The sequence below is a fragment of the Stygiolobus sp. CP850M genome (assembly GCF_037389425.1).
In the GTDB taxonomy this organism is placed as follows: domain Archaea; phylum Thermoproteota; class Thermoprotei_A; order Sulfolobales; family Sulfolobaceae; genus Stygiolobus.
In genome coordinates, this window is record NZ_JBBHKR010000064.1 from 45,243 (window position 1) to 71,282 (window position 26,040).

Annotated in this window: 27 protein-coding genes; 21 read left to right on the forward strand and 6 right to left on the reverse strand. The window is 37.8% G+C overall.

Annotated features, from left to right (window positions below; all coding sequences use genetic code 11):
* Positions 1-1,185 carry a threonine synthase gene (thrC, locus tag WIW89_RS07610; protein WP_337720435.1) on the reverse strand — a complete coding sequence of 395 codons (1,185 nt, stop codon included), beginning with the start codon at positions 1,183-1,185 and terminating at the stop codon, positions 1-3.
* 88 nt (positions 1,186-1,273) lie between these two features.
* Between thrC and WIW89_RS07615 the strand changes: the two genes are divergently transcribed.
* Complete coding sequence (locus WIW89_RS07615; protein WP_337701037.1) at positions 1,274-2,728, forward strand: UbiD family decarboxylase; 1,455 nt, start codon at positions 1,274-1,276, stop codon at positions 2,726-2,728.
* Here WIW89_RS07615 and WIW89_RS07620 read toward each other — a convergent pair.
* Positions 2,700-2,987 (reverse strand): hypothetical protein, encoded by a 288-nt coding sequence (locus WIW89_RS07620; RefSeq protein ID WP_337720310.1) that lies wholly within the window; start codon positions 2,985-2,987, stop codon positions 2,700-2,702. The two genes, WIW89_RS07615 and WIW89_RS07620, sit on opposite strands and share 29 nt — an antisense overlap.
* A 79-nt stretch (positions 2,988-3,066) precedes the next feature.
* Here WIW89_RS07620 and cdvB1/B2 point away from each other — a divergent pair, with 79 nt between their 5' ends.
* Both cdvB1/B2 and ppsA read left to right on the forward strand, forming a co-directional pair.
* Positions 3,067-3,726 carry a cell division protein CdvB1/B2 gene (cdvB1/B2, locus tag WIW89_RS07625; protein WP_337701033.1) on the forward strand — a complete coding sequence of 220 codons (660 nt, stop codon included), beginning with the start codon at positions 3,067-3,069 and terminating at the stop codon, positions 3,724-3,726.
* 68 nt (positions 3,727-3,794) lie between these two features.
* Positions 3,795-6,188 carry a pyruvate, water dikinase gene (ppsA, locus tag WIW89_RS07630; RefSeq protein WP_337720312.1) on the forward strand — a complete coding sequence of 798 codons (2,394 nt, stop codon included), beginning with the start codon at positions 3,795-3,797 and terminating at the stop codon, positions 6,186-6,188.
* A 281-nt stretch (positions 6,189-6,469) separates the two neighbouring features.
* Here the strand turns inward: ppsA and WIW89_RS07635 are convergent, their stop codons facing one another.
* Positions 6,470-7,555, reverse strand: coding sequence for an inositol-3-phosphate synthase (locus WIW89_RS07635; protein ID WP_337720313.1), 1,086 nt, complete (start codon positions 7,553-7,555; stop codon positions 6,470-6,472).
* Positions 7,556-7,650: 95 nt separating this feature from the next.
* Between WIW89_RS07635 and WIW89_RS07640 the strand changes: the two genes are divergently transcribed.
* From WIW89_RS07640 to WIW89_RS07680, 9 genes are read left to right on the forward strand one after another with little or no spacing between them, the layout of a single operon-like run.
* Complete coding sequence (locus WIW89_RS07640; protein ID WP_156005984.1) at positions 7,651-7,923, forward strand: acylphosphatase; 273 nt, start codon at positions 7,651-7,653, stop codon at positions 7,921-7,923.
* A gap of 51 nt (positions 7,924-7,974) precedes the next feature.
* Entirely contained in the window at positions 7,975-9,249 is a 1,275-nt protein-coding gene (locus WIW89_RS07645) for a TrpB-like pyridoxal phosphate-dependent enzyme (protein WP_337701027.1), read from the forward strand.
* On the forward strand, positions 9,246-9,983 hold the full coding sequence (trpA, locus tag WIW89_RS07650; protein WP_337720314.1) for a tryptophan synthase subunit alpha: 738 nt from the start codon (positions 9,246-9,248) through the stop codon (positions 9,981-9,983). Before WIW89_RS07645 ends, trpA begins: the two co-directional genes overlap by 4 nt.
* Positions 9,970-11,016 (forward strand): anthranilate phosphoribosyltransferase, encoded by a 1,047-nt coding sequence (trpD, locus tag WIW89_RS07655; protein ID WP_337720315.1) that lies wholly within the window; start codon positions 9,970-9,972, stop codon positions 11,014-11,016. The genes trpA and trpD overlap by 14 nt, the downstream gene beginning before the upstream one ends.
* Positions 11,003-11,608: a phosphoribosylanthranilate isomerase gene (locus WIW89_RS07660; protein ID WP_337708422.1), complete on the forward strand. Its 606-nt coding sequence runs from the start codon at positions 11,003-11,005 to the stop codon at positions 11,606-11,608. Before trpD ends, WIW89_RS07660 begins: the two co-directional genes overlap by 14 nt.
* Positions 11,590-12,894, forward strand: coding sequence for an anthranilate synthase component I (locus tag WIW89_RS07665; protein ID WP_337720316.1), 1,305 nt, complete (start codon positions 11,590-11,592; stop codon positions 12,892-12,894). Before WIW89_RS07660 ends, WIW89_RS07665 begins: the two co-directional genes overlap by 19 nt.
* Complete coding sequence (locus WIW89_RS07670) at positions 12,891-13,475, forward strand: anthranilate synthase component II (protein ID WP_337701018.1); 585 nt, start codon at positions 12,891-12,893, stop codon at positions 13,473-13,475. The genes WIW89_RS07665 and WIW89_RS07670 overlap by 4 nt, the downstream gene beginning before the upstream one ends.
* A 4-nt stretch (positions 13,476-13,479) precedes the next feature.
* Complete coding sequence (gene trpC / locus WIW89_RS07675; protein ID WP_337720317.1) at positions 13,480-14,226, forward strand: indole-3-glycerol phosphate synthase TrpC; 747 nt, start codon at positions 13,480-13,482, stop codon at positions 14,224-14,226.
* 11 nt (positions 14,227-14,237) lie between these two features.
* Positions 14,238-15,446, forward strand: a complete 1,209-nt coding sequence (locus WIW89_RS07680; protein WP_337720318.1) for a pyridoxal phosphate-dependent aminotransferase — start codon at positions 14,238-14,240, stop codon at positions 15,444-15,446.
* A 140-nt stretch (positions 15,447-15,586) separates the two neighbouring features.
* On the opposite strand, the gene WIW89_RS07685 is transcribed toward WIW89_RS07680, so the two are convergent.
* Positions 15,587-18,028 (reverse strand): valine--tRNA ligase, encoded by a 2,442-nt coding sequence (locus tag WIW89_RS07685; RefSeq protein WP_337720319.1) that lies wholly within the window; start codon positions 18,026-18,028, stop codon positions 15,587-15,589.
* A 55-nt stretch (positions 18,029-18,083) separates the two neighbouring features.
* On the opposite strand from WIW89_RS07685, the gene WIW89_RS07690 reads away from it, so the two are divergent.
* The 3 genes from WIW89_RS07690 to WIW89_RS07700 are packed head-to-tail and all read left to right on the forward strand — an operon-like array spanning position 18,084 to position 19,765.
* A complete protein-coding gene (locus tag WIW89_RS07690; RefSeq protein ID WP_337701010.1) occupies positions 18,084-19,064 on the forward strand; it encodes an NAD(P)/FAD-dependent oxidoreductase in 981 nt (326 codons plus the stop codon).
* Entirely contained in the window at positions 19,042-19,437 is a 396-nt protein-coding gene (locus WIW89_RS07695) for a hypothetical protein (protein WP_337720320.1), read from the forward strand. Before WIW89_RS07690 ends, WIW89_RS07695 begins: the two co-directional genes overlap by 23 nt.
* Positions 19,438-19,450: 13 nt before the next feature.
* Entirely contained in the window at positions 19,451-19,765 is a 315-nt protein-coding gene (locus WIW89_RS07700; protein ID WP_337720321.1) for a hypothetical protein, read from the forward strand.
* Here the strand turns inward: WIW89_RS07700 and WIW89_RS07705 are convergent.
* Positions 19,723-20,043 carry a hypothetical protein gene (locus tag WIW89_RS07705; RefSeq protein WP_337720322.1) on the reverse strand — a complete coding sequence of 107 codons (321 nt, stop codon included), beginning with the start codon at positions 20,041-20,043 and terminating at the stop codon, positions 19,723-19,725. The two genes, WIW89_RS07700 and WIW89_RS07705, sit on opposite strands and share 43 nt — an antisense overlap.
* Complete coding sequence (locus WIW89_RS07710; protein WP_337720323.1) at positions 20,027-20,245, reverse strand: hypothetical protein; 219 nt, start codon at positions 20,243-20,245, stop codon at positions 20,027-20,029. Before WIW89_RS07710 ends, WIW89_RS07705 begins: the two co-directional genes overlap by 17 nt.
* A 114-nt stretch (positions 20,246-20,359) precedes the next feature.
* On the opposite strand from WIW89_RS07710, the gene WIW89_RS07715 reads away from it, so the two are divergent.
* From WIW89_RS07715 to WIW89_RS07740, 6 genes are all read left to right on the forward strand, one after another.
* The gene (locus WIW89_RS07715) at positions 20,360-20,908 is read left to right on the forward strand and encodes a hypothetical protein (protein WP_337708395.1); all 549 of its coding nucleotides are present in this window, start codon (positions 20,360-20,362) and stop codon (positions 20,906-20,908) included.
* Complete coding sequence (locus WIW89_RS07720; protein ID WP_337720324.1) at positions 20,850-21,473, forward strand: N-glycosylase/DNA lyase; 624 nt, start codon at positions 20,850-20,852, stop codon at positions 21,471-21,473. Before WIW89_RS07715 ends, WIW89_RS07720 begins: the two co-directional genes overlap by 59 nt.
* Positions 21,474-21,674: 201 nt before the next feature.
* Entirely contained in the window at positions 21,675-22,610 is a 936-nt protein-coding gene (locus WIW89_RS07725) for an NAD(P)-dependent oxidoreductase (RefSeq protein WP_337720326.1), read from the forward strand.
* The gene (locus WIW89_RS07730) at positions 22,611-23,726 is read left to right on the forward strand and encodes a pyridoxal-phosphate-dependent aminotransferase family protein (RefSeq protein WP_337700996.1); all 1,116 of its coding nucleotides are present in this window, start codon (positions 22,611-22,613) and stop codon (positions 23,724-23,726) included.
* Positions 23,727-23,764: 38 nt separating this feature from the next.
* Positions 23,765-24,028, forward strand: coding sequence for a DNA-directed RNA polymerase subunit K (locus WIW89_RS07735; RefSeq protein ID WP_337700994.1), 264 nt, complete (start codon positions 23,765-23,767; stop codon positions 24,026-24,028).
* Positions 24,029-24,030: 2 nt separating this feature from the next.
* The gene (locus WIW89_RS07740; protein WP_443296380.1) at positions 24,031-26,037 is read left to right on the forward strand and encodes a DNA topoisomerase I; all 2,007 of its coding nucleotides are present in this window, start codon (positions 24,031-24,033) and stop codon (positions 26,035-26,037) included.
* Positions 26,038-26,040 lie beyond the last annotated feature (3 nt).

The window sequence follows — 26,040 nt, forward strand, 5'->3', positions numbered from 1 at the left end:
TTATAACTCACCTAAAACAACTTTGTCTATATGTTCGGGGTTGACTAGAATACGCTTAGCTTCAGATTTAGTCATAGCGTCAGGGTCTTTAAGCGCATGCCCTGTCAAGATCATAACTGTTTTATCCTTTGCGTCTAGTCTTTTTTCGTTAATAAGTTTCAGAAAGCCTGCGTAAGCTGCTGCAGATGCTGGTTCTGCTCCTACTCCCTCTCTTCTCGCTAATTGTCTTTGCGCGTCAAGAATCTCGTTATCGGATACTGAAATAGCGAAGCCATCAGAGCTTTTTATCGCTTTTATAGCTTTCTTCCAATTAACCGGTTTTCCTATTCTTATTGCAGTAGCAACAGTCTCTGGTGTGTCTACGAACTCTGGTTTGTCCAGCCCTTTTTCGAGAGCTTTTGCTATCGGTGAAGCACCTTCAGCTTGGACTCCTATCATTCTCGGTGTCTTGTCAATTATCCCTGCGTTCTTTAATTCGTTGAATCCCTTCCATATTGCGTAAATGTTTCCTGCATTTCCTACTGGGACTATTACGTTATCAGGGACTCCAATATCCTCGTAAATTTCAAATGCTATGGTCTTTTGTCCTTCCAGTCTCCACGGGTTGAAGGAATTTAGCGGGTAAACTATCTTTAATTCTCTATAAAGCCTCATAACGCTTGACATTGCTATATCGAAACTTCCATCTATCTCAAGTATTGTTGCTCCGTAAAGAATAGATTGAGCTAATTTTCCTAGAGCTACTTTACCCTTAGGAAGGACAATATAACTTTTGAGACCTGCTCTACTTGCATAGGCTGCAGCTGAGGCTGCGGTATTCCCAGTTGAAGCTGCGACGACAACTTTGTATCCTAATGAGAGTGCAGAGCTTATTGCTACCGTCATTCCCCTGTCCTTAAAACTCCCAGTCGGGTTAGCTCCTTCAAACTTGAAGTAAGCATTTTCATAACTAGTTGACTTTATCAGAGGCGTATTTCCTTCATTCAGTGTAACTATTTTCTTATATTCCCCTGCTATTAATTCCTTATATCTCCACACTCCTTTACCTTTAAGTGAGGAGAACGAAAAGGACTTAGGAGGCTCTACTACTATTTCTAGTAGTCCTCCACATTTAGGGCAAGTTATAAGGTCTTGCTTTATAGGGTACTCTTCCCCACAGTCTAAACATTTTAAATAGCCATTAATGTTTCCAACAATAACTCACCACTGTACGGTAAAGCTCTTTATTACACTAAATTATAAGCTTTATCTTACATCAAAAATGTGAGTAATTATGGCTTTTAAGGATCTTAGAGAATATATTCATTTTCTACGTCAAAAAGGAAAAATTGTAGAAATAGATGACGAAATTTCGCCAGACCTTGAGATCGCTTATATTTCGAGGCAAGCCACATATAGGAGGTTGCCTACACTTTTGTTTAAGCGAGTTAAAGGGTATCCTGATTGGAAGGTAATAACTAACATGTTCTATTCTATTAATTCGTTTTACGACATCTTTGGAACAGATAAATTAGACGAAATAAGCAAGAATTTTATAGAGAATTTTATGGGAAATATACCTATAACTCTAACCCAGAAAATAAAGAGTCTTGCAGAGTTTTCTAAGTTTGGGAAAATTTTACCTAAAAGTAAGAAGCCCGTTTTTGAGGAAAAAAGTAGGGCTAATCTTCTGTCTTTCCCAGCCTTAAAAACGTGGCCTAAGGATGCGGGAAAATATTTTACATTTTCAATAGCTATAACAAAAGACCCAGAAAGTGAAGTAACTAATTTGAGCGTTTACAGAGTTCAAATAGTTAATGAAAAGGAAGCAATAGTTCACTGGCAAGTTCTAAAGAGGGGAAATATTGCAGCTCATAAGTATAAGAGGCTGGGAATTAGGAAAGTTCCTATTGCTATAGTTAACGGTGTAGACCCAGCTATTGCGTTTATAGCATCCTCACCTGTACCTCCCGGTTTGGACAAGTATTTATTCGCTGGGATTGTTAGAGGCGAGGGAGTTGAGGTTCATGAACTAGATAACGGTATTTTAGTTCCTTCTAATGCAGAATCCGTCATCGAGGGTTATGTTGATCTAGACGATATGAGATTAGAGGGACCTTTCGGAGATCATTTGGGTTACTACACCCCTCAGGATTATTTTCCCACGTTTAAACTAGAAAAGGTGTACTTAAGAGAGAATCCAATATTTCACGCTACTTCTGTGGGTAAACCACCTTTAGAGGATGCGTGGATCGGGAAGGCTGTTGAAAGATTGTTTTTACCCTTCTTGAGATTAATAGTGCCTGAACTGGTTGACATGAACTTACCAGAATACGGTTTATACACCGGCATAGGTATATTTTCTATAAAGAAAATGTATCCAGGCCAAGGTAAAAGAGCTATGATGGCTCTATGGGGGACTGGGCAACTGAGTTTACTTAAAATGATTATTATTGTAGACGAAGATGTAAACGTTCATGATATTAATCAAGTAATTTATGCTATAGCTTCTACTGTAGACCCTAAGAGAGATGTGCTATTAATAGATAATGTAATTACGGATTCTCTAGACCACACAGTACCTAACCCACCTCTAGGAAGTAAAATTGGTATTGATGCAACGAGGAAGTTTAAAGAAGAGGTAGGGAGAGAGTGGCCTGAAGAAGTGAAGGATGATGAGGAAGTGGTTAAAAGAATGAATGTTTTACTGGACAAAATCGTTAAAGCTCATGATCTTCTCTCAAAGTGACGTCGTTTTCCAGATCCTTATATACAATGCTGACTCTCTTTACAGTATCTATAGTTGAGTTAATTTCAACTTTTTCGTTCTCTTTAAGTTCTCTATTTATAGAAATTTCGTCATGAAGCATTTTAGGTACTCTTTCTTGGTTATACGTAAGGGCAGATACTTCATAGGTCACTAGAATGAGCCTTAGTAATACTTTTTTAGGTGTAGTGTTTAGTATGATTATTTTGTTTGCGTCTTTCTTAACCGAAAAAACGTTCATTAATTTATTTTAATATAATGAGGTATTATAAGCCCGTCTATTTAAACAACTAAGTATAACTAGACTTAATTTGAGATAAATGGCTGGTGTAAACGATTTCATAAAGAACTGGAACGGCAAACAAGAACCCACGTTAGCTGAAAAGTTAAAAACTGCATTCAAGCCTCAACAACCACTACGTTACAAGCTTGTAATGGCTAACTATAGGCTTAAGACTACAATTAGCAGACTAGATGTTTACATCTCGAAACTGCAGGAAAGGGATAGGTCGTTATTTGAGAAAGTAGTAGAAGCTCAGATGTCTAAAGATAATATGAGGGCTGCAATGTATGCTAACGAGATAGCTGAAATAAGGAAGATCACAAAACAGCTGTTAGCTACGCAAATAGCTCTGGAGCAAGTGCAGTTAAGGCTAGAGACCGTAACCGAGTTAGGTGATGTGTTTAATTCACTGATACCAGTTGTTGGTGTAATAAGGGAGTTAAGGTATGCTATGAAAGGAGTAATGCCAGAACTTTCTGTTGAGCTTGCTGATCTAGAAGAGGGATTACAAGAGATTGTAATAGAAGCCGGAGAGTTCAGCGGTACTGGAGTTGACTTCACTTCAACATCGCCTGAGGCGAGAAAGATTCTTGAGGAAGCCACTATGGTTGCTGAGCAAAGGATGAAGGAGAAGTTCCCATCTCTACCATCATTTGTTACATCTGTAGCACAGAAATCCAATGAAGACCACAAATGAAAAATTAAATTGGTAGTGAGATTTTTCAAGGGTCAATAACATTTTTTAATGTATAAGTAAATATTTTAATGGGGAATATTATGACTTCTTCCGTTATTGAGGGAGACCTTATCCTCGATCTTAAATCCATAAGGAAAGACATGTTTTCTGTAGCCGGAGGTAAAGGGGCTAATTTAGGTGAATTAATTGCTTTTGGTATAAGGGTACCACCTGGCTTTGTGATTACGTCAAATGCATATAAGTACTTTATAGAATATAATAACTTAAAGGAGAAGATTAAAGAAGTTCTGGAAAAAGAGTCAGATGAAGAGAGTGCGAGCGAAAAGATTAGGTCTTTGATCTTGTCGGCATTAGTGCCTAAGGACTTAGAGGAATCAATATACAAGGGTTATGACTCATTGTCTAAGATGGTGGGGAAAGAAGTCTTAGTTGCAGTTAGGTCATCAGCTACTGCTGAAGACATAGGGGAAGCTAGTTTTGCAGGACAACAAGACACGTATTTAAATGTTTCACGTTCAGAACTAATAGAAGCTGTAAAAAAAGTATGGGCAAGTTTATATGCAGCAAGGGCAATATCATATAGAAAAGCAAAGAGTATAGATCAATTAAATATATCTATGGCTGTAGTAGTACAAAAGATGGTTAATTCCAGATCTGCAGGTGTAATGTTTACTTTACATCCTTCTACTGGTGATAGGAACTATATTGTTATTGAGTCCAGTTGGGGACTCGGAGAATCTGTAGTAGGAGGAAAAGTTACTCCTGATGAAGTCGTAATTGAGAAGTCCAGTCTAAAGATAGTTGAGAGGAGACTTTCCCATAAAACCTCTAAGATAGTTTACGATCCGGTCGCCCGTAAGAATAAGACAGTGCAACTAACCGGTGAGGAAGCCGATACTATGTCCATAAACGACGAAGAAGCGATAGAGTTGGCCAAACTTGCATTAAAGATCGAGGAGCACTATGGGAGACCGATGGATATAGAATGGGCGATCGATTCAGACCTGAAGTTTCCTGATAATGTGTTTATAGTTCAAGCTAGGCCAGAGACCTATTGGAGTAATAAAGGTAAAGAAGAGCAGAAAGAAAAGAAGTCAAGCGGTTCCGGTAGAATACTCACTAAAGGAATACCGGCTAGCCCAGGCATTGCTGTAGGTAAAGCAAGAATTCTACTTGATCTTAAAGATGCAAAGAACTTCCAACAAGGTGAGATATTAGTTACTAAGATGACAGACCCTGATTGGGTTCCTATCATGAAGATGGCATCTGCAATAGTTACTGATGAAGGCGGAAGGACTAGTCATGCTGCAATAGTCTCCAGAGAGTTAGGTATTCCCGCTGTAGTAGGAACTGGTAACGCTACTAAAGTCATACAAGACGGGCAAGAAATAACTGTTGACGCAACTAGAGGAATTATTTATGAAGGTAAAGTGGTTCAAGAGGAGGGAGAGAAGTCTTCTGCTCAAACTGTTACTCCTCAAGCTTCTGTTTCAGGAATCTCACGTGAAGTACTATTAAGCCTATATCCAGTAACTGCCACTAAAATCTATATGAACTTAGGACAGCCTGATATAATAAACAAGTACTTAGATCTTCCGTTTGACGGTATAGGATTAATGAGGATCGAGTTCATAGTCAGTGAGTGGATTAAATATCATCCGCTTTACTTAATAAAGATAGGTAAACCTGAGGAGTTTGTGAACAAACTTGCTGAAGGAATATCAATGGTCGCTTCAGCAATTTATCCTAGACCGGTAGTAGTAAGGTTCTCTGATTTCAAGTCTAATGAGTATAAGAGCTTGCAAGGCGGAACCGAATTTGAGCCAGACGAGAGAAACCCAATGATAGGTTGGAGAGGAGTATCACGTTACATCAGTAAGCAATACGAGCCAGCGTTCAGGTTAGAGGTAAAGGCAATTCTAAAGGTTAGAGAGGAAATGGGACTAAGTAACGTTTGGGTCATGTTCCCGTTTGTCAGAACTACATGGGAGCTTAATAAAGCAATTAAAATTATGGAGGAAGAGGGGCTTAGGAGAAGTTCTGATTTCAAAGTTTGGATTATGGCTGAGGTTCCATCAGTAGTTGTTCTAGCAGATGAATTCTCTAAGATAGTCGACGGATTCAGTATTGGTAGTAATGACCTTGCACAACTCACGCTAGGAGTAGATAGAGACTCAGACCTACTTGCGAGAATGGGATATTATGATGAAAGAGATCCGGCAGTGCTCGAGTCTATAAGGAGGTTAATAAGGACTGCCCATAAGTATGGTAGGACAGTTTCAATATGTGGTCAGGCACCTAGTGTATATCCCGAAGTTGTAGAATTCCTCGTAAAGGAAGGGATAGATAGTATAAGTGTTAACCCAGACGCTGTGACCACTACTAGGCGTTGGGTAGCCTCTGTAGAGCAAAAAATACTGCTTCAAGGACTAAGAAATAATAATCAAGAAGATAAAGAATAATTTTTATCCTTAGTTCATTTTAAATAGATTTTCCCTTTTTCTTCTGGTTTAATATCGAGCCCCAACACTCTTTGCAATATCTCCTAGCTCCGTCAAAATATGCCGTACATGATTGGCATATTATTCTTCCGCAATTCTCGCACTTTCCTATTGACAAGTTCCTTCTACAAATTTGACAGAGGCTCATTTCACATACTTTGCATATGCCTTGAGTGATTACAAAATCTTCTAAACATACTTTTCTCCTACAAATTTTGCAAACAAAAAGTTGCGAATTTTCTTCACAAATTTCGCATTTCCAAAAATCTCTTAAACCATCTGTAAGCTTCTTCATCATCTTTCGCCTGGACAGGTGGATGTTTGAAGTAAAATGCTGATAATTCAATTAGAGGTCCGCTTATCTTCCTATCCAACGCTACCTTAACACCTCTTATCACGTCTACCAACACCGCAGCACAGTTAGATTTATCGTCAACTTCTAATGACGCTTCTATTTTTATTGGCATCCCAGCAAAGCCAGAGCCCTTAACGTAAATATAAGCTACTTTAGTATTTCCAAGGAAAGGAATATAGTCTGACGGACCAATCCTGATTTTACCTTCTTTCTCTAGATAATCGTTCTCTAAAGTGCTTGTTACTGCTTTGGTTTTGCTAACCCTTTTAGAATATAGTCTTTCTTCTGTTTTCATGTTTAGGAAGTCTGTGTTTCCTCCTACGTTAAGCTGGTAGGTTTCGTCTACCTTAACTCCCCTAAGTCTGAACAAAGATGTGAGTGTTCTGTGAAGAATCGTAGCACCTATCTGACCCTTAACATCATCACCAGCTATAGGAAGTCCCCTTTCTTTAAACATTCTGGGAAATTCGCCGGTAGGATCGCTTGCTATAAAAACGGGAATCGCGTTAATGAAGGCTACTCCTGCCTCTAACGCAGCCCTAGCATAAGTTCTGCTGGCTATCTCACTACCTACCGGTAACATATTTACAAGGATCTCTGCTTTACTATCCTTGAGTTCTTGCACTACATCCTCTATCTTTCCGTCCATTGCAGGGTTAAAAACGTCCATCATATGAGGAGCTACTCCGTCAAATGTGGGTCCTTTAGAAACTTTTACGCCTTTTTTGGGTATTTCAACAATTTTAGGGGTTATATTAGGTTTCTCGAAGATAGCTTCGCTTATATCCTTTCCTATTTTGTTTTTGGATATGTCGAATGCTGCAACTATCTCTATGTCAGTCACCTTATATCTTCCTATTAGTGGTGTGATTAACCCCTCGTAATAACTCTCTCCTTTCTGTTTATAATATTCTATTCCTTGTATAAGCATTGAGGCACAATTCCCTAGTCCAGCTATTGCTACTTTAATCATTGATTTTAAAATGAGAGAAGATGGATTAAAATATATTGTGATGATAAGGAGAAATCAGATAGGTGAAGAAGTGGAGCGACACTGAGGTTGAGATTATGTTAAAAAGAATGTATGTAAGGGTATACGGTATAGTTCAGGGGGTTGGTTTTCGGCGTTTCGTTCAAATTCACGCGGTAAGACTGGGGGTAAAAGGTTATGCTAAAAATCTTCCAGACGGAAGTGTAGAGATAGTAGGAGAGGGTCACGAAGAAGCTCTTCAGAAACTCTTAGACCAGATAAGACGAGGACCTCCTCTTGCAAAGGTAGAGAATGTGGACGTAAGGTTTGATGAGTATAAAGGTGAGTTCGACACGTTTGATACCTATTAAAATTTTTAAATGTGGTAAGCTTTTATTGTATAAGGTGTTTTTGTTGCACCAATGGTAAACACGGATTTGATTCCAAAGTACTGGTACAATATAGTTCCAGACCTACCCAAACCTTTACCTCCTCCAAGAGACCCTCCAGATGCTGAATTTTCAAGGATTGAGCTCCTTAAGAAAATATTGCCCAAAGAAGTATTAAGGCAACAGTTCACTATAGAGAGATTTATAAAGATCCCTGAGGAAGTGAGAGATAGATACGCGGCTATAGGTAGGCCTACACCCCTAATTAGAGCGAAGAGGTTAGAAGAATATTTAGGTACTCCTGCAAAGATCTACTTTAAATACGAGGGTGCAACCCCTACGGGGTCTCATAAGATAAACACAGCTATACCTCAAGCGTATTTTGCGTATGAAGAAGGAGTAGAGCATGTAGTAACAGAGACGGGTGCTGGACAGTGGGGGACGGCGGTAGCACTAGCTGCTTCGATGTATGATATGAAATCCACTATTTTCATGGTGAAAGTTAGTTATGAACAGAAACCAATGAGAAAGACGATAATGGAACTTTATGGTGGAAATGTTTATCCAAGTCCCACGGACTTAACTGAATTTGGAAGGAAAGTTCTTAAGGAAAATCCGAATCACCCAGGGTCTCTAGGTATAGCAATGAGTGAAGCTATAGAATATGCACTAACACACGGCTACAGATACCTAGTAGGAAGTGTTTTAGATGTAGTACTTCTTCATCAGTCGGTAATCGGTATGGAGGCTATAGCCCAATTAGAAGAGCTAGGCGAGGAACCGGACGTACTAATAGGATGTGTAGGTGGAGGAAGTAACTTCGGAGGATTTGTTTATCCCTTTATAGGTGCTAAGAAAGGAAAGAAGTATATTGCGGTAGGCGCAGCGGAAGTACCGAAGTTTAGCACTGGTAAGTACGAGTATGACTTTCCTGATTCCGCAGGGTTATTACCTCTGGTTAAGATGATAACCCTAGGCAAGGATTATGTTCCTCCCTCGATATATGCAGGAGGACTAAGATATCACGGTGTTGCTCCGTCTCTTAGCCTATTAGTGAGAGAAAAGATCATAGAGTGGAGGGAATACGGAGAGGAGGACATATTTGAGGCTGCTCAACTAGTCATGAAAACTCAAGGTATTGTACCTGCCCCAGAGACCTCCCATGCATTGAGAGCTGTAATCGATGAGGCATTAGAGGCGAAGAAGAAAAACGAGAAAAAGGTAATTGTTGTAAATTTCAGTGGTCACGGGTTATTAGATCTTGGTAATTATGAATCTATAAGAAAGAGAATAGGGAGCAAGAAATGAAGAGAATGTTAGTAACGTATATGACATTAGGATATCCAAATTTGGACTCGTTCTATGAGTTTGTAGAAAAAAGTGTATCATTAGGGACAGACATATTGGAGATAGGCGTACCACCAAATTACGCTAAATACGATGGCCCCGTGATTAGAAAAAGTTACAAAGTAGTTACTGAATGGCTTAAGGACTACTATTCAGTCTTAGCGGAAGTCAGAAAAAGGGTTTCAGTACCTATTATTATATTAACGTATTTAGAAGATTATATAAATCAATTGGATCAATTTCTTGGCAAATTAAGAGAAATAGGGATAGATGGGATACTATTTCCAGATCTATTGATTGATTTCGTAGACGATTATTTGTCGTATGTTAATATAATTAAGAAACATGGGTTAAAGGCTGTGTTATTTACAGCTCCATCAGTTCCCGATACTCTCATACAAGAGGCGTCAAAGATTTCCGATATATTTCTTTATTACGGTGTAAGACCCACTACTGGAGTTATTATTCCCGTAAGTGTTGACTCCCTGATTATACGTGTTAGGAATTTAGTTCAAAATAAGTTAGTTGTAGGGTTTGGTCTTAACGATCTTAACGACCTCAGAAAAGCATTAGCCGCGGGGGCTGACGGGATAGCTATTGGTACCGCTTTTATCGAAGAAATTGAGAAGAACGGGATCAATAGTGCACTAGAACTAGTTAAAAAAATCAGGGGGATTTTAGATGAATACAGCTGAGTACTTGAAAAAACTTGTTTATGAGAAAAAGGATCTTTCAGAAAAAGAAGCTGAGGAAATAGCTAACGGTATAATGAGGGGAGAGATAAATGAGATTCAGAGTTCGGGAATTCTAGTAGCTTTAGCGTCTAAGGGAGAATCGGCAGAAGAGATTAGAGGGTTTGCAAGGGCTATGAGAAGTAATTCAATAAAAATAGACTTTCCCGATAGTTTGGACACAGCTGGTACTGGGGGGGACGGGTTAAACACCTTGAACGTTAGTACAGCTGCAGCTCTTGTACTTAGTCAGATTTTTCCTGTTGCAAAACACGGTAATAGATCGGTGAGCAGTAAGTCGGGAAGTGCTGACGTCTTAGAAGAGCTGGGATATAACATATTTGTTAGTAAAGATAAGGCTATTGAGCTTTTGAGAAAGTGCAATTTTGTCTTTTTGTTTGCCCAACTCTATCATCCTGCAATGAAGAACGTTGCTAATGTAAGGAAGAATCTCGGGATACGTACAATATTTAATATCTTAGGTCCGCTTACCAATCCCGCTTCAGCTAAGTACCAGATGATTGGTGTGTTTTCCATAAAATACATTGATAGAATAGCAGAAGCGGTTCAACATCTTAATTACGAGAGGGTATTTTTGTATCACGGAGACCCCGGAATTGATGAAGTAAGTCCTCAAGGAGATACTCTGATATATGAAGTGAAAGGACAGAGTATGGAAAAGTATAAGGTAAACTATACGGATTTCGGCATTAAAGAACCAGTCTCGATAGGTAAATTAAGAGTCGAAAATGCTCACGATTCAGCTCTTAAGATCATTAGGGGATTGTTGGGACAGGACAAAAATGTCAGAATTTTCATAGGAATTAACGTTAGTGTCGGCCTTAAACTATTAAGGAAAGTTAACGACTTTAAAGACGGATATGAGTACGCTGAGCAGCTCATGAGCAGTTCTGTAGAACATATAAGAAAGATAATGGAGTTAAACGGAACTTCTCAAAAATTTGAGGCTTTGGTGAAGGAAGCTGATAAGGGTTAAGTTCTGCGGTATATCTAACGTTAAAGACGCTATGCTAGCTGAAAAATTAGGTGCGGACTTCATAGGTGTAGTAACTGATACTGTAAGTCCTAGGTATGTCAAAAATGAGTTCGTAAGAATAGTGAAAAGGTATGTTACGAAACCCGTAGTAACGGTAAAGGTTAAAGGAGAACTAGGTAAAATACTGGAAGAAGGGAAAGAAGCGGATTTTGTACAGATACATAGGGTTTTAACCGACGAAGAGTTACAGTATTTAAATTCCTTCAAAAGGAATATCATTTTATACGTGCCTGCATCTGGTAAATTCGAAACGTACTTTAGAAAAGTGATCTCATCTTCAAATTACATGGTCTTATTAGATAAAGATAATGAAAACAAGGTCGATTTGTATATTGCTAAAAAATGGATTAGTGAGTACTCTAAGGTCGGTATAGGAGGAGGTATAAAGCCCGAAAATGTTAGGGATTACCTCTCACTGAACCCTTACTGGATTGATATCTCCAGTGGGATTGAATTATACAAGGGAAAGAAAGACCCGAGTAAAATGTCCTTAATTATAAAAGAGGTGAGAGAATGGACGTCTATCCGATAACCGCTTTCGCACAACCTAACGAAGTCTTTAAGTGTATTAAAGAAGGAGAGAATATTGCCGCATTACTTGAAAGCGGTTCTGGTCCTCAGCATAAAGCGAGGTTTAGTATAATTGCTTGGGGGAGGAAAGGCTATCTCAAGTTGAACAAGGACTCTAGCGAGGGAGAGATATCGACCTCATTTTATGATCCCGTGGAGGTTTTAGGCGAGTTTATGAAAAAAGCTCCATTGTTGAATTTACCTGGAAAATTTAAGGGAGGTATGATAGGGTATGTCAGTTATGACGCAATAAGGTATTGGGAAACGATAAAGGATCTGAAACCAGAAGCCGAGGATTGGCCATACGCTGAGTTCTTCATACCCGAAAACGTAATCTTATATGACCATGTTGAAGGGAAGGTTTACGTGGAAGGTGAACTCCAGCTTAAAGATGGTTGTTCGAATTCAGGACAAGTAAAGTTCGATCTCTATGACGAATCTTTAGGGAAAACGGAATTTGAAAATAGTGTTTCAGACATATTAGATTATATAAAACGAGGCTATGCTTTTCAAGTAGTAATTTCTAGGTTTTATAGGTATACATTTAAGGGTAATGTAACACACTTTTACAATACGTTAAGGAAAGTTAATCCTTCACCTTACATGTTTTACCTAAAGTTCTTTGATAGGGAGATAATTGGTTCAAGTCCCGAAACATTATTCAGTGTCCAAGATGGTATCGTTGAAACTTATCCTATAGCGGGTTCTAGGCCTAGAGGGAAGACCGTAGAAGAGGACTTAGAGTTGGAGAGGGAAATGTTGGCCTCAGAGAAAGAGAGGGCAGAGCATTTAATGCTTGTAGACTTAGCTAGGAATGACATAGGTAAAGTATGCTACATGGGTTCCGTGAAAGTACCGGAATTAATGTATGTAGAAAAATACAGTCATGTTCAGCATATAGTTAGTAAGGTAGTCGGAACATTGAAGAGGAACAACACTTCCTTTGACGTGCTGAAAGCTACCTTCCCTGCGGGGACTGTAAGCGGGGCTCCTAAGCCTATGGCTATGAATATTATAGAGATGTTAGAACCGTATAAGAGAGGTCCCTATGCTGGAGGTGTGGGATTCTTCTCAGCTAATGGTGACTCCGAGTTTGCTATAACGATAAGGAGTGCTTTCGTGAATAAAGATTTGTTTAGGATACAAGCAGGAGCTGGTATAGTTTACGATTCAATTCCAGAAATGGAATATTATGAGACTGAACATAAAATGAGAGCTTTGAGAGTGGCTATGGGGGTGGAAAAATGACAGATATTACACTTATAATAGATAATTATGACAGTTTCGTTTATAATATAGCACAAATAGTAGGAGAATTAGGAACTATTCCGATAGTGATAAGAAATGATGAAATTACAGTGAGGGGGGTAGAGAGAATAAACCCTGATAGGATCATCATCTCTCCGGGTCCAGGTTCACCTGATAAGAAAGAAGATATAGGTATAGTAATAGACGTAATAAAGCAATTGGGAAAAAGAATTCCGATTTTTGGTATTTGTTTAGGTCATCAAGCTATAGGATATGCTTTCGGGGCTAAGATAAGAAGGGCTAAAAAGGTTTTTCACGGTAAAATAAGTAAAATAGTTCATAATTCGACAGCGATTATTTATGACGGAATCCCTAAGCAATTCGAGGCTACTAGATATCACAGCTTAGTTATTGATGATGTAAAAGAGCCGTTAATTATTGACGCTTATTCCTTAGAAGATAACGAAATAATGGGGGTTCATCATGTCGAATATAGAATATATGGGGTTCAATTTCATCCTGAAAGTGTGGGTACACCGTTAGGTAAGAGAATACTTTATAATTTCATTAATAAAGTCTGATCAGATGCCTAGATTTTTACAAGGCTGGTTAGCGGATGTTATAAGATTTTCCCAACAAAGACCTGAAGTATACAAAACTAGACAGAGACCTATTTATTCGCTCAAAAGGAATATTATGGTAAAGAAAAGTGAGGGCAAAAACCCCATTATTGCTGAGTTTAAAAGGAAATCTCCCTCCGGGCTTAACGTGAATAGGGACATAATAGAGTATGTAAAATTTATGGAGGCTAATGATGTTGCCGGTATATCTGTTTTAACCGAGGAGAAATTTTTCGGAGGCAGTTACACAGACCTTGAGAGAGTTGCTGAAAATGTTAGTGTCCCAGTTTTAATGAAAGATTTTGTGGTCACTGAGAAACAAATAAATACAGCCTATAGTTTAGGTGCTGACGTCATTTTATTGATAGTAAGGGTTCTCACGGAGAGGGAGTTAATTAGTTTGTACAAATATGCAAAGAGTTATAAGTTAGACGTTATTGTGGAGGTAACAAATGAGGAAGAGGTAGAAATAGCTTTAAGGAATAATTTTGATATAATAGGCGTAAACTCCAGGGATCTTTCTTCTCTTGACTTAAGTTTAGAAAAGACTGAAAGGTTACTTAAACTTATCCCTTCAGATAGGATAAAAATTGCTGAAAGCGGGATAAGGTCTAGGGACGATATTCATCGTCTTAAAAATGCGGGAGCTGACGCATTTTTAATAGGTACCACATTAATGCAAGATCCGAATAAAATAAAGGAATTAATTTAGGTGTATAATTTATGTCAGTAGATAATTTTTCTACTGCGTCAACAAGTATAACCGGTGAATCGACGTTAGTTTATCAAGAAGTGGCGAGAAAAGTACAGAAGGAGAAAGGTATAAGAGTAATAAACTTCGGAATAGGACAGCCAGATTTACCTACGTTTAGAAAAATAAGAAATGCAGCAATAAAGGCACTCGACGAGGGCTTTACCGGTTATACCTCAGCCTACGGTATAGATGAATTGCGTGAAAAGATCGCCTCGCATTTAAATTCGAGGTATCCTAGTGAGAGACCAATAAAGAAGGAGGAAGTAATAGTTACGCCTGGCGCGAAAACTGCATTATATCTCGCTTTTCTCCTTTACGTTAACCCCGGTGACGAGGTTATAATTTTCGACCCGTCTTTCTACTCCTATGCGGAAGTAATAAAGATGTTAGGCGGGAAAACTGTTTACATCAAGATGAGGTGGACTGAAGAGAACGGTTTCTCGCTCAATGTTAATGAGCTAAAAGAGAAGATAACATCTAAGACTAAAATGATAGTTCTTAACAATCCTCATAATCCTACTGGAATGGTATTTGATCCGAGAGAAATAGAGAAAGTAATGGAAATAGCAAAGGAGAGAAAAGTTATCTTGTTATCAGACGAGATCTATGATTATTTTATTTATGATGGAAAGATGAAAAGTGTTTTAGAAGATCCAGATTGGCGTGAGTATGTAATTTATGTTAACGGTTTCAGTAAGACGTTTTCGATGACTGGTTGGAGGCTGGGTTATATAGTAGCTAAAGATAGAGTTGTCAGGAAAATGGCAGAGCTTGCAGCTAATATATATACATGTCCGACAAGTTTTGCTCAGAAAGGAGCATTAGTTGCTTTTGATTCATTGGATGATGTAAAGGATATGATTTCATTATTCAGAAGAAGAAGGGATGTAATGTATGAAGAATTGAAGAAAAATAAGTGGATAAGGGTTTACAAGAGTCAAGGGGCATTCTACATGTTTCCGTATGTAGGAGACATTCTAGCTAAGACGAAAATGCAGGTTAAAGACTTTTCAGTAAAGATGATAGAAGAAGCTGGGGTGACTACCATACCAGGGGAGGTCTTCCCGTTAGAGGTTGGAAGGAACTTTCTCAGATTAAGTTTTGCTGTAGACGAAAATGATATAAGAGAAGGAGTCAGAAGGATTAATGAATTCGTAACAAGGTTGATGAAAGAGTAACGAGTGAACGGTGAGCAAAACTCCCATGGGCTGACTATCTGTGATTAAATAATGTTTATTTTCTGTTTTTCACCTCTAATTCAGTTCTTCAAAACAAATAAAGAAGGCTTTGAAAAGCACGTTGGAAAAATATCCCTAATTTATTTTTTCACTATTGATAATAATTCAGCCTTAATCTCGTCGCCCTCTTGATACTCTATACTCTCGATTTTCAATGTTTTCTTTATGTCACTTTCTATACTTCTTATCTTCTCAATGAACTCTTTAGGGCCTACTAATTTAACATTAATCATAGATACAATTGATAATTGGTTCTTTATTTTCAATGTTCTAATTGTTGAAGTAGTTTTCTTTATGTACTCGCCCAGCTTCAGAATCTCGGGGTCTTCTTCAATGTCACTTACATCCGGAATTCTCTCTAACAAGATACTTATTTTATCTCCGAAAAGTTTACTATACATCTCTTCTGTTATGTGGGGTGCTAGCGGGTGTAATATTATCAGAAGATCCCTGAATATCCTTTGCAAAGTGTAAAGTGCTGACTGATCTTCCTCGAAGAGTCTGTGTTTGATCAGTTCTAGGTACTCATCAGCTATTGTCTCCCAGAAGTACGAGTACAAAGACTCCACAACTGTGTAAAAGTCATAATTATCGTATGCACTAATGACTTTTTCTATAAATCTCTTGTGCTCAGCTAAGATCCATTGGTCAATAGAGTTTAAGGTTAGAGGTTTTTCGAACTTCTTCTTTCCTATGAAGGGATATGAAAGTCTTCCAGCGTTCCACAACTTTTGAAGTAGCAGTTTCTTCGCCTTTACGGTTTCCCATTTGAATGGAAAGTCGTCTCCAATTCTTGCATCTAATAATGTAAGCCTTATTGCATCGGCACCAAATTCGTCTATCCTATCCAGTGGATTAACCACGTTCCCTTTACTTTTACTCATTCTAGTTCCGTCGGGTCCTAACACCTGCCCATTAATTAGTACCTCTTTAAACGGTATATTCCCAGTTAGCATGAGAGTTCTGAAAAAAGTGTAAAATAACCACGTTCTTATGATATCCGTCCCTTGTAACCTTATTGATGCAGGGAAAGTCCTCGAAAATCTATTCTTGTCGGTGTAAAAACCAGTTAGGTAAATCACTGTAACGCTGGAATCGATCCATACATCAGCTACATCGGTTATTGGCTTTAAAGGAAGACCGCATTTAGGACATTTATCTACAGGAGGAGAGATTTTCGTAGGATCTATTGGGAGTTGTTCTTCTTTAGCGGGGACTAGATGCCCGTTGTCACAATACCAGAACGGTAAGGGTGTTCCATAGACTCTTTGTCTGCTTATGTTCCAATCCCATTCCAAGCTATTGATCCAGTCTTCAAGATAATGAGACATCCTGGAAGGAATGAATTTCATTTTTTTATATTCTTCTAGCAATTGTGATTTAAACGGCAGAGTTCTTATGTATATTTGTTTCTTTGTAAGGAACTCTATGGGAGACAGACAGTCGCTTCTCTCAGTATGAGATAAAACGTTGTGCTTGATATTCTCTACTTTCACTAAGTAACCTTGTTGTTTTAGTATTTCCACCATCTTCTTTCTGGCTTCGGTGACCTTCAACCCGTCCAACAACCCGTTAGTGTTTTTCATTCTGCCTTTCTCGTCTAGCAGTTCTGCTACAGGTAAGTTGTACATTAATTGCCACTTTATGTCTTGAGGGTCTCCGTAAGTGCTTATCATTACTGCACCAGTTCCGAATTCTTTTTCCACAGACTTATCGGCAATTATTTTTACCTCTTTATTAAACACGGGAACTATAACCGTTTTTCCTATCAAGTTCTTGTATCGTTCGTCTTCCGGATGTACTGCTACAGCTTGTGTTGCTCCCAATAATTCAGGTCTGGTTGTTGCTATTATTATATCTCCACCATCCTTGAGAGGGAATCTAATATAAGCTAGAATTCCTTCTTTCTCAAGGTATCCTACTTCACTTTGAGCTAATGCAGTCTCGCATTTAGGACACCAGTATACTGGGCCCTCCTTCATTTCTATTAGTCCGTTCTCATACATCTGCAGTAAGCTTTTCTGTATTACTCTTCTATACTTTTCTTCGTAAGTTCTGTACTCAAATCTTTCCCACTCTGGTCTGTAGCCAAGTCTAATCATAGCTTCTTTCATTCTCTTGATCATATCCTCTGTCCACTCAATGCATTTTTTGAGGAACAATTCCCTGTTATCCTTAGGAATACCGAGCTTGTACTGGACTTTCAGCTCGGTAGGTAACCCTTGTGTGTCCCATCCCTGAGGTAAAAGCACGTTATATCCTTGGAGTCTCTTAAATCTCGCTATGGTATCAGCAATGGAAACCCAATATGCGTGACCCATGTGAAGTTCTCCGCTCGTGAAAGGCGGAGGAGTATCTATAACGAAGGTGGGCGATTGCGTATCCTCATCCTTAAACCTGAAGACTTTCTCCCAAAACTCTTGGCTTAACCAGATTTTTTGCCACTTTAACTCAATCGACTCAGGATCATAATGCTTAGGCCATTCTTCCATCTTTTTATTAATCTCCTCCTGTGTTAGCATTGTTTCACCTATTTTACCACTATTTTATAAGGTATGAGGTTAAAAATTGTTGGAAATGAAGATTGCAGTTATTGGTGGTGGAGTATCAGGATCACTACTAGGTTACTTGTTAAAGGCTAAGACAAATCATGAGGTAAAGTTATTCGATGTAATAAACAAGTATGTTAAACCTTGCGGAGATATAGTACCTAACGTTTTTTCTACTCCGTATCCTTGGGAAGTCAAGTTCGGGATTAAGAGGTTCGCTTTTTATATAGATGGGGAGAGAGTTTACGACGTAGAATATAGGCATACGAAGTGGTTAGTAATAGACAAATGGAAATGGATTAATGACATGCGTAAAAATTTAGGTTTTAACCACGTAAGTGAATTTAGAAAAGAGGACTTTGATCTAGTCATAGACGCTAAGGGTCCATATGATATGGATAGGGATGTAGTGTACACGACAAGGGCTATTATAAAGACTGATAAATTTACTGATGAAGCTATTTTTGAGTTCGATACTAAATACACGGGTTTTTATTGGATATTCCCAGCTGAAGAAGGGTTACTTAACATAGGAGCTGGTTTCATAGAGTATAAAAACTCAAAGGAGCTCTTACTTAAGTATATGAAAGAGAGATACGGTAATTTCGAATTGTTAGACATGAGAGGTGCTCCTATTTCCATTTCCCCAGTCCATAATAAGGTTGGAAGAATAGGTGAAGCTAGAGGGTTAGTCTTTCCTCTGAGCGGTGAGGGAATTAGGCCCTCTGCTATTTCTGCAATAAAGGCTTATGAGGTACTATCGTACGACTTTAATAGGTTTGAAGAGAGATTAGACTCCGCTTTGAAAAGCTTAGAGGACAGTATTATGTTACAGCATAAAATTCTTTTGTTATACAGAAAAAGTGGGTTATCTTTAAGGAAGGGTCTCTTAAAATTCTTGTTTAAGAACGAAATTCTTATAGACGCTTATTTAGAAGATAAATTAACTCCTGAAGGTATAACAGAGTCAGCGAGGTTTGTGAAAAGTGGAGGTATACTTAGAAAATAGTAAGAGTAAGACCGGTAAGCATGCAATAAGGAGTTTACTTTACACCTTGGAGAACGGTAAACTAGTAGAATATAAAACCGTTAAGGTAAAGAGTAAAGTTCCTCCCACTTACAAGATAGGAGATAGAACGTTAGTTATAATACCAGATAAGGGAATTTTCATACATTTAGTTTTCTTAAAAAATCTAAAAAATAAGGTAAGGGGAAAGGTCACGGTCTATAAAGATGGTAATGTAGTTTCTGAATTCAATTATAGAAAATTAAAGTTAAAACTAGTGAAAGGAGAGCCAACCTACGCCGAGCAAGTTAGAGCCCTATTTCAAGAGCTCAAGATCCCGATTAAAGGAATTAACATGAAGCTTCCTAAGGGGTGAGATTATTTTTGAAGTGGAATACACTATACTTCCTTCAGATCCATCTAATGTTCTGAGAAGCACATATGCATTAGAACTTATTGAGAAGGAGTTAAAGGAGATCTGTAATGTTGTAAAAGCGGGAGCTTCGCTACTCTGTGCTCCTTCCGCTGATGTTTTGGTGTTAGTATTTACCTCGTTTAATGAAGGGAGACAGCTTAATGTTCGTTTAAAGGTTCAGTCTCATAATTCTCAGTCTTTAGTTAATATCTTATCCCAGCTAGCTACCAGACTTAGAGAACAAGGTTACGTAATGACTTTAGCTACTTCCTCCAGCATCTTCAGGTAAATTTGTTTTATCTCTCCATCGTCTGTTATTTCCTTTTTCATCTCAGCTACGATATTACATAGGTAAGTGTGTATCCTCGATTTGCATAAAACTCCTTTCACTATTCTGTAAGAGTCGTTCTCAATATTTAATTCCACATAAATGACATTGTTAATGCTATTAGTGACTTTTAGTTTTTCTGTATTATTAACTATTAAATCTGTGTCCGCATAAAAAAGATTTCCAATTAATACGAGATCTTTGTTATTGAATAGAATTTTCTTAAACTGTTTGGACAAGTTCGCTCCCACAGTAAGGACATCTATACTTTAAACCCCTCGCATCAGCCTCACAGAAATAGGCCCTATACTTCTTTCCGCACTTTGGGCACTTATATACTATATCAGTTCCCATCTTTAATTTTCTGTTACATATTCTACAGTAAACTTGAACCCATCCTATATGTCCGTAAGCTGTGCTTCCTCTGCCTTTAATACTCATGCGATATACTACCTTCTATCATGTATTTATATTTATCGTAAGGATAAGGTGTTACCTTTTCCTCCAAGAGTAACTATTATTAGGAGAAGATTATAAATATAGTAGGAATAAAAAGTGCAGGCTGTAGTCTTGTATTATAAATTGGAACCAGTAGAGTTACTCCCTGGTCTAATCGGTTATAAAGTTGCTAAAGAGAAGGAAGAACTAGTTAACGTTAAAGATGAAGAAGAGGCAGAAAAAACTACTTCTCAAGATACTTCCCATGTGTCTCTCGTTATAGCTAATAAATTCAGAGTAGTTAATACTCCAGGTTTAATGAGGTACACTTTGCCTGAACCCTTGAAGTTACTTAGGATCGGTTATCCTAAAGATCTTCAGAATGTGGAATCAGTGGGAATGGAGTATCTTACGTTCTTTGATAAGGATTATAAACTAATAGGGGTGGATATCAATGAGAACTTTGATAAACCTTTTGTAGTCTTAGATTTTGAGAACGGATTTACTAAGATAATATCTAAAGGAGAAATAAACTCTAAGCCTAAGGGAACTAAGGAGTCAACAGCTAAAAAGTCTAAAAATAAAGCTAAGAGTAAGAAAAAGAAGAGTGCTAAGAGAGCTGGTTCAAGACAAAAAGCTAAGAGCAAGAGTGCTAGAAAGAGTTGAGGAATTTTTATTAAATAATAAAGCAGGAGAAGAAATTTGGTTTAGGGAATTAATACTTTGTTTACTTACCGCTAATTCTTCTTTCATATCTGCTTATAAGGCCTTAAATAACCTATACTCTCATGACATTAAATTATTAGATATAGAGCAGATCTCTGTAATTTTAAGAGATTCTGGATATAGATTTTATAATCTTAAATCCCGTTATATAAGAGAAGCAATAGAAAAATATTACGGAAGGATAAAGACATTAGTGAAACCTATAGCTGACATTGACCAATTTGAAGCTAGAGAATTTCTGGTAAATAACATTAAAGGTTTAGGTTATAAAGAAGCTAGCCACTTCCTCCGTAATCTGGGATACTTTGAGCTGGCTATTATTGATAGACACATTTTACGGTATGTTAATACTAATTTGTATGTAAGCGTTAAAAAAGTAGATAACAAACATAGATATTTATTAGTTGAAGGTTTACTTAGAGCTATAGCTTCAGCTTTGAATATGCAAGTGGGGTTGCTTGATCTTTTTATATTTTTTAAGCAAACCCAAACTCTCGTAAAATAAAATAAAAAAATATAAAAGAAAAATATAAAAGTAGGAATTTAACGTATAAAGTGAGGGTAAAAATGCAAACAATTACAAATCCCTTGAATGTGCCTAAAGGCATACAACTTTACTTGACTTATACTACGTCTTGGGCTTTTTCTTCATCACTTTCATCATGTTAAACATCTAATTCTATAAATTCTTCTTACGGTGAGTGTTATGCCTTCCGTAAAAGTATTAATTACAGATCCTATCAACGAAATCCTAATTAAAACGCTAAAAGAGAAGGGAGCAGAAGTAGATTATAGACCTGAAATTGAAAGAAAAGAATTGTTAGATATAATAGAAAACTATCAAGTCTTAGTGGTCAGAAGTAGAACTAGGGTAGATAAAGACGTAATCGAGAGAGGTAAAAACTTAAAAATAGTTGCAAGGGCCGGTATAGGTCTAGATAATATCGATACAGACGAGACTGATAAAAGAGGAATCAAGGTAGTTTATGCCCCGGGTGCTTCTACGGATTCTGCAGTAGAATTAACAATAGGACTAATGATAGCTGCAGCTAGAAAAATGCACGCAGCAATGAACCTAGCGAAATCTGGTATATTTAAGAAGTTAGAAGGAGTAGAGTTAGCTGGAAAAACCATAGGGATAATAGGTTATGGGAGAATAGGCACTAAGGTAGGTATAATAGCAAATGCTATGGGGATGAGAGTCTTAGCATATGACGTTGTAGATATTAGAGAGAAAGCAGAGAAACTCAATGCAAAAGCCGTAACTCTAGATGAGTTGGTGAAGGAGTCAGATGTTATAAGTCTTCACGTAACAGTAGGTAAAAATGCTAAGCCGATTTTAGATAGAGATAAATTTGAAAAAATGAAGAATAATGTAATAATTGTTAACACCAGTAGAGCAGTATCGGTGGACGGTAAAGCTTTACTAGAATATATAAAGTCTGGTAAGATTTTAGCCTATGCTACGGATGTATTTTGGAATGAGCCTCCAAAGGAGGAGTGGGAACTGGAGTTATTAAAGCATGAGAGAGTTATTGTTACTCCTCATATAGGTGCTCAAACCAAAGAAGCACAACAAAGAGTAGCCGAAATAACACTACAGAACTTACTCGCTACTATGAAAGAGTTGGGGATGATCTAAATGTTGTTAATACCCGGTCCGGTAGAAGTCCCAAAAAGCGTAAAGGAAGCATCTACGCTAGTAATCAACCATAGAAGTGATAAGTTTAGAGAGATAGTTAAAAACCTAGAGAGATTAATGAATGAGCATTTCAGTTCTACTAGAGTAGCATTATTAACAGGCTCAGGCACCTTGGCTGTAGAAGCAATGGTTTACTCTCTTGTAAAAAGAGGCGAAAAAGTTGTAACATTCCCATACGGTGAATTCGGCAATAGGCTTTTAGACTCACTAAAAAGGAGAGGAGCTAATGTAGTGAGCTATGAAAAACCACTAGGTCAAGGTTTTACCTTGGAGGAGATCAAGGAAGCGTTAGATAACAATAAAGATGCAACGGCAGTTGCTCTGGTTCACAACGAAACCAGTACTGGTATTGCGTTCAGAAATATGGAAGATGTATCTCATGTAGTTAAAAGCAGAGGTTTAAAATTACTTGTTGACTCTGTATCGGGATTCGCTGCGTATAAACTTCTAGTTAACGAATGGAAAATAGATGCTGTGGCTACTGGAAGTCAAAAAGCTTTAGCGTCAGTACCTGGTTTAGGTTTCGTTGCACTATCTCAAGAAGGAGTAAACGAGCTCGTAAAAGATGAAGTCCCTGCTTATTTAGATATATCGCTTTACCTCAAATTCCAAGACAAATTTGAGACACCGTTTACTCCTGCGGTAGGAGTATTTAATGCTACATTGAGAGCAGCTGAGCTGATGAAAATGGAGGGAATTGAAAATAGATGGAGAAGGCATGAAGCTTGTGCACGTTTTGTAAGGAATATCACGAATTATCTTGGGTTTTCATTATTTGGCAATGAAAGTAACTTCTCCAATACTGTAGTTGCAGCTGAACCACCTATAAAGGATCTAAGAAGCAAGTTGAAGGAATTTAAGATCGAAATATCGCCAGGTATAGGAGAGTTGAAGGAGAAAATAGTGAGATTTGGATTACTTGGAATCGTAGATGATAGGGCAGTAGGTAAGTTAGCTAAAGTACTGGGAACTATATTCAATTCAGAGATACCGTTTACTCCTCCTCCAGAATGTAAGTTGCCGGAATTTCTCGCAAAAGAGATAGACTGGGATTAGAGTTAGATTTTTTTCCTACTTATTGGGTGTGAGTACTGATGACAATTAGTAAAATTAATGAGATTTTTCAGGAGAGTTGGAAAGGTAAGCTAACAAAATACGAGATAGCACGAATTGTCAGTGCAAGAGCTTTACAGCTTGCAATGGGTGCTCAACCTCTCATTGATACGTCTAATTTGTCTTTTGATGACGTTATAAGCATAGCAGAAGACGAATTGAAAAGAGGGGTTTTACCTATTACTATAAGACGTGTATATCCTAATGGTAAAGTAGAGTTAGTGTCTATAAGAAAGATCGAATAAACATGGTCTGTAAGCCAAGTAATTATACATTAGTGGTTGCAGAGAAAAGCAAAGCGGCTAAAAAGATAGCCGAAGCATTATCTACTAAACCTCAACTATGTAAACAGTTTTCAGTGAATTATTGGGTTTTAAATTACGATAAAAGAACTTTAGTAATTGCTCCTGCTGCTGGACACCTTTTCAATCTGTACGGGAATTCTGGGTTTCCAGTATTTCATATGGAATGGAAACCCCTTTGGACAATAGATGATTCTGCTAGATATACTAAGAAATATTATGAGTTATTTAGATTTCTTTCGGAAAAGGCTTTAGATTTTATTAATGCTTGTGATTATGATATTGAAGGTTCTGTAATAGGTTACATAATAATAAAGTTCTTTGGAGATGAGAGAAAAGCTAAGAGGATGAAGTTTTCAGCTCTTACTAAAGAAGATATTAGGAAAGCAATTACTCATCTAGAACCTTTAGATTATAACATGATCAATGCCGGAATAGCGAGACATAAAGTAGACTGGTTATGGGGAATAAACGTCAGTAGGGCATTAATGAATGCTGTACGCGAGATATCTAGGAAGAGAATAGTGTTAAGTGCCGGAAGGGTACAAAGCCCCACGTTAATCCACGTGATAAATAATACAATGGAGAGGGAAACTTACGTCCCTCTTCCGTATTATACAGTGAGCGTAGAAGCAGTAATTGGAAAAAGGAAAGTGAAGTTCACAGTTAATAAAGTGTTCGAAAGGAAAGAAGATGCCCAAAAGTTTGCAGAAAAAATAAAGAACGATAAGCTAATAGTCAGAGAAGTAGAATATGAAGAAAGAAATTTGCTTAGACCCCCACCGTTCAACCTAGGAGATCTTCAGGTAGAAGCCGGAAGAATTTTAGGTCTCTCACCTTATTATACAGAGAGATTAGCTGAAGAGTTATATTTAGACGGACTTATTAGTTACCCGAGGACTAATAGCCAAAAGATACCTCCTACTGTTAATGTTGATAAGATAGTCCAAGATATAGAGCGGAACAACTTCTCAAATTTAGTGAGGTTAGTGAAGAATATAACTAAAAGAGAGAATGGGTTTCAAGTTAGGCAAGGAGAGAAGGAAGATCCAGCACACCCAGCTATCTACCCTACTGGAGAAAAAGCTAAGGGCTTAAAACTTAAAACGTACAAACTGTTCGAGTTGATAACGAGGAGGTTCTTAGCTAGCATATCTTCTGATGCCAAGGTTAAAGAACAAAAGGTAGACTTAATGTTTAAAGAAACGAAGTTAGACATAAGGCTAACTTTTCAGAAGGTAATTTTCAAGGGCTGGTTATTATTGTATCCTTATCGTAACGTACCTGATGAGGAACTCCTAGATTTGAAAAAGGGAGATGTAGGGGAAATAGCAAAGGTCTCCGTTTCGATGAAAGTTACTAAACCATCGCTAAGTAGGCTTACGAAAATCGACTTATTGAAGTGGATGGAGAACAATAATCTAGGTACCGAGGCAACTAGAGGGAGAATTATAGAGACTTTATTTGACAGAAGATATCTGGTAAAAAAAGGAAGTTATCTAGTACCAACTGACCTTGGGATAACAGTGGCTGAAGTCTTAGATCAGTATTTTAAGGAATTAACAGACGTCTCTCTAACAAAGAAAATGGAAGAGAAACTTAACGCAATTATTGACGGTAAAGCTAATGAGCAAGAAGTTGTAGACGAGACCGTCAAAATCTTAGAAAGCTACATGAGTAAATATCAGGAGGTTAAAAAGCATATTGGAGAGAAATTAGGAGGAGTATTGGGTCTCGTAAGTTATAAGCCTTGTAAAATATGTAAACTTGAAGCTATTTCGGTAAACGGATTATGCAAGTATCATAATGAAGCGCTGAGGAAACTTAGGGAATCTCTGCTAGTATGGAAGGAAAGAAGCGGTATGGGTGAGCCGCAAATAATCAAGAAACTATTGACTTCATCTTCTACTGGAAAATACGTTAAGGAGGTAATAGAGAAGAAACTAATTTAGGGA

Excerpts from the sequence above, each read along its gene's own strand:
- WIW89_RS07615 (WP_337701037.1), top strand. The coding sequence starts at position 1,274 with ATGGCTTTTAAGGATCTTAGAGAATATATTCATTTTCTACGTCAAAAA.
- WIW89_RS07620 (WP_337720310.1), bottom strand. The coding sequence starts at position 2,987 with ATGAACGTTTTTTCGGTTAAGAAAGACGCAAACAAAATAATCATACTA.
- cdvB1/B2 (WP_337701033.1), top strand. The coding sequence starts at position 3,067 with ATGGCTGGTGTAAACGATTTCATAAAGAACTGGAACGGCAAACAAGAA.
- ppsA (WP_337720312.1), top strand. The coding sequence starts at position 3,795 with ATGGGGAATATTATGACTTCTTCCGTTATTGAGGGAGACCTTATCCTC.
- WIW89_RS07635 (WP_337720313.1), bottom strand. The coding sequence starts at position 7,555 with ATGATTAAAGTAGCAATAGCTGGACTAGGGAATTGTGCCTCAATGCTT.
- WIW89_RS07640 (WP_156005984.1), top strand. The coding sequence starts at position 7,651 with ATGTTAAAAAGAATGTATGTAAGGGTATACGGTATAGTTCAGGGGGTT.
- WIW89_RS07645 (WP_337701027.1), top strand. The coding sequence starts at position 7,975 with ATGGTAAACACGGATTTGATTCCAAAGTACTGGTACAATATAGTTCCA.
- trpA (WP_337720314.1), top strand. The coding sequence starts at position 9,246 with ATGAAGAGAATGTTAGTAACGTATATGACATTAGGATATCCAAATTTG.
- trpD (WP_337720315.1), top strand. The coding sequence starts at position 9,970 with ATGAATACAGCTGAGTACTTGAAAAAACTTGTTTATGAGAAAAAGGAT.
- WIW89_RS07665 (WP_337720316.1), top strand. The coding sequence starts at position 11,590 with ATGGACGTCTATCCGATAACCGCTTTCGCACAACCTAACGAAGTCTTT.
- WIW89_RS07670 (WP_337701018.1), top strand. The coding sequence starts at position 12,891 with ATGACAGATATTACACTTATAATAGATAATTATGACAGTTTCGTTTAT.
- trpC (WP_337720317.1), top strand. The coding sequence starts at position 13,480 with ATGCCTAGATTTTTACAAGGCTGGTTAGCGGATGTTATAAGATTTTCC.
- WIW89_RS07680 (WP_337720318.1), top strand. The coding sequence starts at position 14,238 with ATGTCAGTAGATAATTTTTCTACTGCGTCAACAAGTATAACCGGTGAA.
- WIW89_RS07685 (WP_337720319.1), bottom strand. The coding sequence starts at position 18,028 with ATGCTAACACAGGAGGAGATTAATAAAAAGATGGAAGAATGGCCTAAG.
- WIW89_RS07690 (WP_337701010.1), top strand. The coding sequence starts at position 18,084 with ATGAAGATTGCAGTTATTGGTGGTGGAGTATCAGGATCACTACTAGGT.
- WIW89_RS07710 (WP_337720323.1), bottom strand. The coding sequence starts at position 20,245 with ATGAGTATTAAAGGCAGAGGAAGCACAGCTTACGGACATATAGGATGG.
- WIW89_RS07725 (WP_337720326.1), top strand. The coding sequence starts at position 21,675 with ATGCCTTCCGTAAAAGTATTAATTACAGATCCTATCAACGAAATCCTA.
- WIW89_RS07730 (WP_337700996.1), top strand. The coding sequence starts at position 22,611 with ATGTTGTTAATACCCGGTCCGGTAGAAGTCCCAAAAAGCGTAAAGGAA.
- WIW89_RS07735 (WP_337700994.1), top strand. The coding sequence starts at position 23,765 with ATGACAATTAGTAAAATTAATGAGATTTTTCAGGAGAGTTGGAAAGGT.
- WIW89_RS07740 (WP_443296380.1), top strand. The coding sequence starts at position 24,031 with ATGGTCTGTAAGCCAAGTAATTATACATTAGTGGTTGCAGAGAAAAGC.